The sequence below is a fragment of the Pedobacter sp. KBW01 genome (assembly GCF_003852395.1).
Taxonomy (GTDB): Bacteria; Bacteroidota; Bacteroidia; order Sphingobacteriales; family Sphingobacteriaceae; genus Pedobacter.
Genome location: NZ_QAJQ01000020.1, coordinates 58875 through 70714 on the forward strand (window position 1 = coordinate 58875; position 11840 = coordinate 70714).

Annotated in this window: 6 protein-coding genes; 5 read left to right on the top strand and 1 reads right to left on the bottom strand. The window is 41.8% G+C overall.

All coding sequences use genetic code 11. From position 1 onward, the window contains the following. Position 1 precedes the first annotated feature (1 nt). The 4 genes from DBR40_RS19305 (at position 2) to DBR40_RS19320 (ending at position 9048) form a co-directional block, all read left to right on the top strand. Positions 2-2818 carry a glycosyl hydrolase family 95 catalytic domain-containing protein gene (locus DBR40_RS19305; protein WP_124561387.1) on the top strand — a complete coding sequence of 939 codons (2817 nt, stop codon included), beginning with the start codon at positions 2-4 and terminating at the stop codon, positions 2816-2818. Between the two features lie 104 nt (positions 2819-2922). Continuing rightward, positions 2923-6390 carry a malectin domain-containing carbohydrate-binding protein gene (locus tag DBR40_RS19310; RefSeq protein WP_124561388.1) on the top strand — a complete coding sequence of 1156 codons (3468 nt, stop codon included), beginning with the start codon at positions 2923-2925 and terminating at the stop codon, positions 6388-6390. A gap of 98 nt (positions 6391-6488) precedes the next feature. After that, entirely contained in the window at positions 6489-8075 is a 1587-nt protein-coding gene (locus DBR40_RS19315; RefSeq protein WP_124561389.1) for a sodium:solute symporter, read from the top strand. Between the two features lie 40 nt (positions 8076-8115). After that, complete coding sequence (locus DBR40_RS19320; protein ID WP_124561390.1) at positions 8116-9048, top strand: dihydrodipicolinate synthase family protein; 933 nt, start codon at positions 8116-8118, stop codon at positions 9046-9048. A 51-nt stretch (positions 9049-9099) separates the two neighbouring features. On the opposite strand, the gene DBR40_RS19325 is transcribed toward DBR40_RS19320, so the two are convergent. Beyond that, positions 9100-9969, bottom strand: coding sequence for an AraC family transcriptional regulator (locus tag DBR40_RS19325; RefSeq protein WP_124561391.1), 870 nt, complete (start codon positions 9967-9969; stop codon positions 9100-9102). A gap of 226 nt (positions 9970-10195) precedes the next feature. Here DBR40_RS19325 and DBR40_RS19330 point away from each other — a divergent pair, with 226 nt between their 5' ends. Next, on the top strand, positions 10196-11833 hold the full coding sequence (locus DBR40_RS19330; RefSeq protein WP_124561392.1) for a fucose isomerase: 1638 nt from the start codon (positions 10196-10198) through the stop codon (positions 11831-11833). Positions 11834-11840: the final 7 nt, after the last annotated feature.

Genomic DNA, 11840 nt, shown 5'->3' on the forward strand with positions numbered 1-11840 from the left:
CATGAAATTTAAATTTTTACTGGGCACTTTAATTTTAGCGGTAACCGTTCAATCGAATGGCTGGACACAGGAAAATAACCATACTTTATGGTACAACAAACCTGCAGAAAAATGGACCGATGCCTTACCAATTGGTAATGGCCGCTTAGGCGCTATGCTTTTTGCCGGAACAGCTGAAGATCACATCCAGTTTAACGAAGAAACCCTGTGGACCGGCAAGCCAAGAGATTACAACCGCAAGGGAGCCTATAAATATTTAAACGACATTAGAGAACTGCTTTTTAAAGGGAAGCAAAAAGAAGCCGAAACTCTTGCTCAGGCAGAATTTATGGGCCGGCAGAGCGAATCAGGCGACAGGAATACCTGGGTAAGTCAGATGAAAGCGGGGAAGGGCATTGAGGGAAACCCTGCATTAACCAGTTTTGATGATAAGCTTTGGAAAAGCATTAAAGTGCCTGCCTTTGATGGCTGGGAGACTGTGGGATTAGCCAATTTAGACGGAGCAGTTTGGTTTAGAACAAGTTTTGATGTTCCGGAGAATTGGATAGGAAAAGACCTCGTACTTGACCTCAACCGTGTTCGTGATCAGGATTTCACTTATATCAATGGTCAGTTGGTGGGCAACACCGATAACACCGAGCCCAGAAAATATACCATTCCAGCAAAACTGGTCAAAAAAGGCAAAAATATAATCGCCATCCAGGTACTCAATTATGCCGATAAAGGCGGATTGGTAGGTTATAAAGATACCAGCAAAAATATTGGAATTTATCCCGTTGGCGCTGACATTTCGCAAGGCGTTTCGCTGGAAAAGGAATGGAAATATAAAATACAGGACGAAAATCCGCCTGCTATACCGCAATATCAGGCAAGTTATCAGCCTTTTGGCGATTTAAATTTATACTTCAGGCAAAGCAAATCGCCGGTTAGCCATTATAAACGCTCGCTTGATGTGAGTATGGCGATTGCTAAAACCACTTTTACGATTGATGGTGTAAATTATCAGCGCGAATATCTGGCTAGTCAGCCTAACCAGGCCATTGTAATTCATTTAACGGCCGATAAACCCAAAGCCATTAGCTTTGATGCGGTGCTATCAAGTCCGCACCGTAAATCGTCGGTAAAGATGCTTGATAAGCAAACACTGTCTTTAAGCGTACAAGTAAAAGATGGAGCCTTGAAAGGGGAGAGCCGGCTAACGACCATCGTTAAAAAGGGAACTTTAAAAATCGTTAACAACAAGATCAGCATCAATCAGGCCGATGAAGTAACGCTCTATTTAACGGCTGGCACCAATTTTATTAATGCACAGGATGTTTCAGGTTTGCCTGCTACTGCCAATATTAAAGCATTAAACAGCCTGAAAGTAAAAACCTATGCTGAAATTAAACAAAACCACCTTAAAGAATACCAGCAGTACTACAACAAATTTGAGGTGAGTTTTGGACGTTCAGAAAATGAGCAGTTGCCAACGGATGAGCGCCTGGCCAAATTTGCAAGTTCAAATGATGCTGCATTTGCGGCTTTGTACATGCAGTATGGGAGGTATTTGTTAATTTCAAGTTCACGACCAGGTACACAGCCTGCTAATCTTCAGGGAATATGGAACGATTTATTAACCCCGCCATGGGGCAGTAAATATACCACCAACATTAACCTGGAAATGAATTATTGGCCAACAGAAATACTCAACCTTTCTGCTTTAAACGAGCCCTTATTCCAAAAAATTAAAGGATTAACCAAAACAGGTAGCGAAACGGCCAAACAATATTACAACGCGCGTGGTTGGGTTTTACACCACAACACCGATTTATGGAACGGAACCGCGGCTATAAACGCTTCTAACCACGGTATCTGGATGACAGGCGGGGCATGGTTAAGTCAGCATTTATGGGAACATTACCAGTTTAGTCAGGATCGCAAATTCCTGGAAACAGAAGCTTATCCTGCGATGAAACAGGCGGCTTTGTTTTTTGTAGATTTTCTGGTGAAGGACCCTAAAACTGGCTGGTTAATCAGCACGCCTTCCAATTCTCCTGAAAATGGTGGTTTAGTAGCAGGACCAACCATGGATCATCAGCTTATCAGATCGCTCTTTAAAAACTGTATCGCAGCTGCCGATGTGCTTCATACCGATGCCGATTTTAAAAAAACATTGGAGGAAAAACTAAAACAGCTGGCTCCCAACCAGATTGGCAAATATAGCCAGTTACAGGAATGGCTTGAAGATAAAGACGATACCACCAACAAGCATCGCCACGTTTCGCATTTATGGGGTGTTTATCCAGGTAACGACATTACCTGGGATAGTGATACCAAAATGATGCAGGCGGCAAAGCAATCGCTGTTATATCGCGGAGACGATGCTACAGGCTGGAGTTTGGCCTGGAAAATAAACTTTTGGGCCCGGTTTAAAGATGGCGACCACGCCATGAAACTCGTAAAAATGCTAATGAAACCGGCCAACAACGGTGCGGGGTCGTATGTAAACCTTTTCGATGCACACCCGCCATTTCAGATCGATGGCAATTTTGGCGGCGCTGCAGGCATAGCTGAAATGATTTTACAAAGTCATCAGGGTTATCTGGATATTTTGCCGGCCTTACCAACAGCTATACCTACGGGCAGCATTAAAGGCTTACAAGCCAGAGGTGGTTTTGAGGTGGATTTGAGCTGGGAGAACGGCACATTAACTTCATTCATGCTTAAATCTAAAACCGGTGGAGATTGCACGCTGCATTACAAAAACCAGGTTGTGCAACTGCATACCAAAGCAGGCGAAACCTATAAACTGAACGGAGATTTGAAACTGCTGTAAACATGAATAATAAAATCGTCATTGCGAGGAGGAACGACGAAGCAATCTCCTGTAATAGATACTTCCGAGGCCCTGGTTCATGTCTACACGAACCTAAAATCAATATGTCGAAACATTTCTTCATTTTATTGATCTTATGGAATATAAACTTTGCTAAAGCCCAAATCCGCAAAGATATTTCCTTAAACACCAATTGGCTTACGGTTGCCGACGAGAAAAGCAGCACTGCTTTTGATGGCTTTCAGGCGTTTACCTATCAAACTAGAAACTGGAAAAAAGTTAATGTGCCGCATACCTGGGATCAGTACGAAGGCTACCAACGCAAACTGCATGGCAACAAGCATGGCTATGCCTGGTACCGCAAAACATTCAAAACTAATGAAATTAAACAAGGTAAGCGGTTCTTTTTATATTTTGAGGGTGTGGGTTCTTATGCAACAGTTTGGCTTAATGGTCAAAAAGTAGGCTACCATGCTGGAGGCAGAACAACATTTACGCTCGATGTTACGGCGGCAATTAAACTCAATAACAGTGAAAATATATTGGCAGTAAGAGCCGATCATCCAGCCAATATCCAGGATTTACCCTGGGTTGATGGTGGTTGTTCTACCGAACGTGGCTTTTCAGAAGGCTCGCAACCCATGGGCATTTTTAGGCCGGTACATTTGATTGTTACCAACGAAGTGCGTGTAATGCCTTTTGGCGTACACATCTGGAACGACAATCAAGTTTCGGAAAAAGCGGCTGTTTTAAACTTCACCACTACCTTAAAAAATTACAGTTCCAAAAACAGGTTCGTCACAGTTTCCAACACCTTGCTTGATGCCTCCGGAAAAGTGGTACAGGTATTAAGACGCAATGTTAATCTCGTGGCAGGAAAGGAAATAGATGTGGCGCAAAAAACCGCTACCATTGTTAACCCTAAACTGTGGTCGCTTGAAAATCCCTATCGCTATACTTTAAAAACAATAATTATTGAAAATGGCAAGATACTCGATGAACAATTAACGCCTTATGGCATTCGTTGGGTTAGCTGGCCTATAGGCGAACAGGCCAGTCAAAAGGTATTTCTATTAAACGGAAAGCCTGTTTTTATCAATGGAATTGCCGAATATGAGCATTTAATTGGTCAGAGCCATGCTTTTAGCCTTGAGCAGATCCGTTCGCGGGTGATGCAGATTAAAGCGGCCGGTTTTAATGCTTTCCGCGATGCGCACCAGCCGCACAATTTACTGTACTCAGATTACTGGGATAAGGAAGGGATTTTGTGCTGGACACAAATGGCAGCTCATATATGGTACGATACGCCTGAGTTTAGAAAAAATTTCAAAACACTCTTAACCGATTGGGTAAAAGAAAGACGGAACAGTCCGGCAGTGGTTTTATGGGGATTGGAAAACGAAAGTACCTTGCCCGAAGATTTTGCCCGCGAGTGCACCGAATTAATCCGCAAACTCGATCCAACAGCTTCATCGCAAAGAAAGGTAACCACCTGCAATGGCGGTAAAGGCACCGATTGGGATGTGCCCCAAAACTGGACAGGCACTTATGGCGGCAATCCTTTAACTTATGACGAAGATTTGCAAAGACAGGTTTTAGTAGGCGAGTATGGTGCCTGGCGAACCATTGATCTGCATGATGTTGATGCGGCTGGTAAAGGTTATACCGAAAACAAAATGACAGATTTAATGGAAACCAAAGTACGCCTTGCCGAGTCGGTGAAAGATAAAACAGCTGGTCATTTTTTCTGGTTGTACAGTTCTCACGATAATCCGGGACGGGTTCAGGGTGGCGAGGGGCTTCGCGATTTAGATCGGATTGGTCCGGTAAATTACAAAGGCATGTTTACCCCCTGGGAAGAACCTACCGATGTTTTTTACATGTTTAGGGCTAATTATGCGCCAAAAGCAACACAACCAATGGCTTACATTGTATCGCATACCTGGCCAAACCGCTGGAGCAAAGCCGGTGTAAAAGATAGTGTAGTGGCATACTCGAACTGTGATGAAGTTGAGCTTTTTAACGACATTAACGGCCATTCACTAGGCAAAAGAAAACGTGGTGCCATAGGTATGCATTTCCAATGGGATAAGCCTGATGTTCAATACAATGTGTTATACGCTGTGGGGTATGTTAACGGGAAAGCAGTAGCTAAAGATCAGATCGTTTTGCAGAATTTACCCCAAAGCCCGAATTTCAACTTGCTGGTTAGCGAGAAGCAAATTACAAGACCAGAAAAAAACTATCATTATGTTTACCGAATGAATTGTGGTGGCGATGATTATATCGACACTAATGGCAATAAATGGTCGGCCGACAGGAATTTAACGGCGAACAACTGTTTTGGATCAAGCTCCTGGACAAAAGATTTCCCGGGTGTACCCACTTTTTTTGCCAGTCAGCGCCGTACTTTTCAACCCATAGCCGGTACATCCGACTGGAAATTATTTCAAACTTTCAGATATGGCCGCGATCGGCTGAAATATTACTTCCCATTGCCTGATGGCGAATATTTTGTCGAACTTTACTTTGTAGAACCCTGGTTAGGCATTGGCGGAGGCTTAGATGCGAAAGGAATGCGCTTATTCGATGTAGCTTTAAACGGTAAAACGGTAATACAGGATTTAGACATTTGGAAAGAAGCCGGCAGCAATGCTTTGTTGAAGAAAACTATCAAAACTACAGTTAAGGGTGGCGCACTAACTATCAATTTTCCGGAGGTAAAAGTTGGGCAGGCAGTTATTTCGGCTATAGCCATTGCCAGCTTAAACCCGAACATTAAGCCTGCGCCAGCAAGCCCATCGCTTTTAACTAAAATAAAAAACGCAGAGCTGCATAACTGGCTCGATATAGGCGAGGAGCAGTTTATCGGAGAAAATACAGGTTTTACCAATTTGCCATCCAATTTGTTTGGTGCCGAATGGCTTAAAGCTTCTCGTGGACAGGAGAGTATCGAATTTACCGCAACAGATACGGTAGACACTTTTGTGGCATTGAACCGCAACAGCAGTGTGCCGCAAGGTTTCGAAGATATCAAAACCGCATTAACCAATAGTAAGGCAGAAACCTACCAACTGTATCGCAAAAGGCTTAATCCACGGGAACGAATTATTTTTGATAGCCGCACAGCAACTGTTTTCGTTTTACCTGTTACCCATTTACAACCCGCTTACGATTTAAAAAGCACCACAACCTACAAAGCAACTGATGCCGCATTAAAAGGTAGCAACATTGCAAAAGAAGAACTGATGGGCAAAGAACGGGTAACTTTTAAAGCCAATACTGATGCCGTTTTAACCTGGCATATTGCTGTAGGTGTTGCCGATACTTACTCTTTAACCATTAAATACCACAATCCGTTTGAACAGGTGCTGAAAGCAAAACTCAAATTTTTATCGGCAGATGGAACTTTAATGAAAACAGAACAGGTAGAATTTGCACCAACCAAGGCTGGTAAATGGAACTATTACAGTACCAATATCGGCAGTATGATTAATGCGGGCGCCTATCAATTGAGAATTGTTGCTACCGAAACCAAAGGGCTCAGTATCGACGCTTTAGATGTTCAATAAGATAAGATGGTACAATATGTAGCCAAAATCTTATATGAATACAGCTATTTAGACACGCATATTTGTTTTAACCAAATTAATAAACGAGCCAACCAATAATGAAGGGTCTACCTATATTCGATCTTGCGATTATCGCCATTTATCTGGTTGGAATGATATTAGTTGGTGTTTATTTTTCGAGGAAAAATAAAAATGCCGAGCAATTTACAAAAGCTTCGGGCCTCATTCCCGGATGGGCAATAGGTTTATCTATTTATGCAACGTTTTTAAGCAGCAACACCTTTTTAGGAGTACCCGGAAAAGCTTTTGGCGGTAACTGGAATGCTTTTGTATTTAGCATTTCTATGCCCCTGGCCGCATGGGTAGCCTCCAAATATTTTGTACCCTTTTACAGAAATACAGGAGAAATATCGGCTTATACCCACCTCGAAAAGCGCTTTGGTGCCTGGGCGAGAGTATATGCAGTAGTATGCTTCCTGTTGACGCAACTGGCACGGATGGGCTCCATTTTTTTCGGTATTGCACTGAGTTTACAGGCTTTAACCGGCTACTCGATGCAGCTGATTATGATTGTAATGGGGATCTGTATCATTGTTTATACCGTTTTAGGAGGAATTGAAGCGGTAATATGGACAGAAGTAGTACAAGCCATTGTGAAAACATTTGGCGCGCTGCTCATCCTTTATCTGATCATCAGCAATATGCCAGGCGGGGTAGCTAAAATTGTAGAGATTGGAAAAACGGCCAACAAATTTAGTCTGGGTAGTTTCAAACCCGATTTTATCAGTTCGTCGTTTTGGGTGGTACTGCTTTATGGTTTTTTCATTAACTTGAACAATTTCGGTATGGACCAGAACTACATTCAACGCTACCATACCGCTTCATCAAGCAAGGCGGCATCGAAATCAATCTGGTTGTGTGTGTGGTTATATATTCCGGCATCCTTATTATTCTTTATTATAGGATCTTGCTTATTCGCCTATTACGAAATTAACCCGGAGTTGGTTCAATCCATTAAACACCAGGTAGCGGTAGAACGCTTGTCCTTACATGCTTCTGCAGCTGAAATATTGAAAGTACAAAATGCATTACAGCCTGCAGATTACGGGGATAAAATTATGCCGCATTTTATGGTAACTAAAATACCTGTAGGTTTAGTGGGCTTAATTGTTTCGGCCATTTTATCGGCAGCCATGAGTACCATCAGTTCGGGCATGAATGCTTCGGCAACGGTATTTTCTGTCGATATTTATAAAAGGTATTTTAAACCTGCAATTAGCGAAAAGCAAAACTTATCGCTTTTACACATCGCAACAGTAGCTTTTGGCTTGCTGGGCATGATTGCCGGTATTGCCATGATTGGGGTAAAAAGCATACTGGATGTGTGGTGGGAGCTATCTGGCATATTTGCTGCCGGTATGCTGGGCTTGTTTTTACTGGGTATTATCAGCAGGCAAACCAAAAACCATGAGGCCATAACCGCAACCATTATCGGCATAGCCGTAATTATATGGATGACATTTTCTTCACTTCTTCCTCCGGAATATGAAGCTTTTAGAAATCCGCTGCATAAAAACATGATTATCGTAACCGGTACTTTAACCATTTTTTTAACAGGGCTTTTCCTGACGAAAATTAAAAACAGAAAAATTAAAACGGCCAGCCAGGCCCCGGTTAAGGTCTAACCGGCAATTATTTAGAACAATTTTATCCCATCAGAATACAATGGAAAACTCACAAAAAGGGTTCATCCCGGTTATGCTTACGCCTTTTTTAAGCAACGGAAATATCGATTATCCGGCACTTACCCAGCTTACAGAAATTTATTTGCAGGCTGGGTCGTCGGGTTTATTTGCCAATTGCCTTTCGAGCGAAATGTTCGAATTAACAGATAAGGAGCGTATTCAGGCAATAAAACATGTCGTAAAAGTGGTTAATGGTGCGGTACCGGTGGTGGCTACCGGCACCTTTGGTGGCCCCATTTCCAAACAAGCGGATTTTGTAAAAGAAGTGAGCGACACCGGCGTTGAAGCAGTTATTGCCATAACTAGTTTACTGGCCGATGAAAACGAAAACGATACCATTTTTAACGATCGTGTTTTCGATCTGTTAAAACAAACCAACGATATCCCTTTGGGTTTTTACGAATGTCCAGTGCCTTACAAAAGAGTAATAAAACCCGAACAACTTGCTGATTTTGTTGCTACAGGCCGTGTAATTTACCATAAAGATACTTCGCTCGATATTGAAGCCATTAAGCAAAAAATAAAACTGACCGACGGTAACGCTTTTGGACTTTATGATGCTTATGTGGTACATGCCGTAGCATCTTTAAAGGCAGGTTCTGCTGGTTTATCTTGTATTCAGGGCAATTATTTCCCAGAGTTGATTGTGTGGCTTTGCGATCACTATAACGATGAAGCCGTTAAAGATGAAGTACAAAAAGTACAACAGTTTTTAATTGATAACATGGATGTGATGCACAACGTTTATCCGGTAGTTTCTAAATATTTCCTGCAAAAACGTGGCTTAAACATCTCTACATTTACCCGTAGAAACGTAGGCACCTTTACACCAAATGTGGTTAAAGAAGTAGAAAAATTGTTTGATGATTATACTGCCTTAAGATGTGATTTAAATATTGAGGTGTTCATATAAAAGGAATAGTTAAACCTTACAGGTTTTAAAAACCTGTAAGGTTTAAAAATTTTAATTCAAATACTTCCTTTTATAATCGAGTGGGGTCATTCCGGTTACTTTTTTAAAGTGCCTGTAAAAATTAGAAACATTATTGAAACCGCAATCGAAGCAAATCATCTCAGTTGGCAATTTATTTTCGATTAAGAAGCGGCAGGCATGACTCACCCTGATTTCGATCAGAAAATCGTAGAAAGTCTTTTTAGTCATCAGCTTGAAGTAACGACAAAAAGAAGTCACGCTCAAATTGCTTAAGGAAGCCACTTCTTCTAAAGTGATATCCTTTTTATAATTACTCAAGGTATAATTGCAAATCTTATTAATGCGCAATGTTTCAGACTCATTGCTCTGGTAAAAAGTATTTTTACTCGTTACAATGGTCGAATACTCATCAGTTTCGGCCAATGTTTTTAAAATCGATAACAGGATAATAATCCGGTCAAGATTAGTAGCATCTACTGCGGCGCGCATTAAATCAATCAGTTTATCCTTCGCCTTCCCTTTAATTACCATTCCGCTTTTTGCCTTTTCAAATAGTTTCGGAATCAGGTAAGCCTCTGGTAAAGTGAGCATGTACTTGCCCAAACAATCGGGGAGAAAGTGGATCACCATTGCCTCAGTAGTTAAATCGGGGTTGTTCTGAAAATACTCATCCTTGCAGCGCCAGGTGTGGGGTAGGTTTTCACCTAGCAATACCATTTCATCAGGCACAAAATTACTGATGTTATCGCCGATAAAACGCACACCTTCACCCTTAATCACATAGTGTAATTCCAGCTCCGGATGGTAATGCCAGATGTTGCCGAAATCGGGTTTAATATCGTGACGGATACTGAAAGAACTTTGCAGGGTAATGGGAACTTTATGAAAATGAGGTTTCATGATTTTAATTAAAACATTTGGTTAGGTCTGCGTTTGATGTTTGTGCGTACACCAATTGCAAGAGCCTAATTTAGGGAGATAAATGATAATATCCTATATTAATTTGATAAAAAACATTATAAAATGCTGTATTTCATTGCTGAGTTTTGTATAGAGGCACAATGTCATAACCAAATTACAAACGAACAAATTATTTTCCTATAAATTTTATGTTCATTAATAAAATATGAGACCAGATAAACCAAGCGAAATTCTTATCGTTTCCAGCGGAGACTTACGCCTTTCGGCAAACCAGAGTTGCTGGGAAGCGCAAGCCGAAATGGAGCAAAAATTAACTGCCGCAATTGAGAAATTTGGTTGGACGGTTAAACGTGCACACCCTTACGATCCGGATAAAAAACACGGCTTTATCGATTCGCAAAGAATGGGCATGGATATCTTCCGGAAAATAGATCCTGAGCAGCCTTTAATCGTTGCAGAAAGCGTTTGGCAATACTCACACCATGTATTGGCCGGCTTAACTACTCATCGCGGCCCGATATTAACGGTTGCCAATTGGAGCGGACAATGGCCGGGACTGGTGGGTATGCTAAACCTGAACGGCTGCTTAACCAAAGCACAAATTCCGTACAGCACTTTATGGAGCGAAAATTTTACCGATGATTTTTTTAACGACGGTTTACAGGAATGGCTCACTACCGGAAAAGTTAGTTATGACCAAAGTCACGTTAAAAGTTTTGCGCTAAATAAAATTCCATCAAGCGATGATAAAAAAGGTCGCGATTTTGCCAAAAACCTGAAAGAACGAAAAGTAATTATGGGTGTGTTTGATGAAGGATGTATGGGTATGTACAATGCTATCATTCCTGATGAACTGCTACACCGCACTGGTTTCTTTAAAGAACGCCTTAGTCAGTCGGCATTATACGCGGCTATGCTTCAGGTTACTGACCAGGAAGCTGAAGATGTTTTAAACTGGCTTTTGCAAAAAGGAATGACTTTTAACTGGGGCACTGAAGAAGCCACACAGTTAACCAAAAGGCAAACCCTCGAACAATGCCGCATGTATATTGCAGCCCTACGCATTGCTGATGAATTTAGTTGCGATACGATTGGCATACAATACCAGCAGGGATTAAAAGATTTAACTGTTTCAAGCGACCTGGTTGAAGGATTATTAAACAATGAAGACCGTCCGCCTGTATATGCGTTAAACGGCAAAGAACTTTATGCCAAAAAGGCTTTGCCTCATTTTAATGAAGTAGATGAATGTGCCGGCCTAGATGCTTTGCTAACCTACCAGCTTTGGCAAGAACTGGGTATGACCGGCGAAAATACCCTGCACGATATCCGTTGGGGTGAATATTACAAAGATGGCGAAATTGATGGCTTCGTATGGCTGTTTCTGATTTCGGGCGCAGCACCGCCTGCACATTTTATAAATGGTTATGCCGGCGCAAGCAGCGAGAGGCAACCGGCCATGTATTTCCGTTTGGGTGGCGGCTCGTTAAAAGGCATTAGCAAACCCGGCTTTATTGTATGGAGCCGCGTATATATAAAGGATAATGAATTACATTGCGATTTAGGTGTAGGCGAAGTGGTATCATTACCAGAAGCCGAAACGAAAAGAAGATGGGAGGGAACCACACCAGAATGGCCAATAATGCAAGCCATTTTAAAAGGTGTAAGCCGCGACCAGTTAATGGTGCGCCACAAAGCCAACCACATACAGGTAGTATATACCAATTATGAGGCCGGTGCACACGAAGCCTGTAGAATTAAAGCTGCTGCTATGGACGAACTGGGCATAAAAGTGCATTTTTGTGGAGATATAAACCTTGGTAAGAAAAGAAATTCTAATTAAAAATATA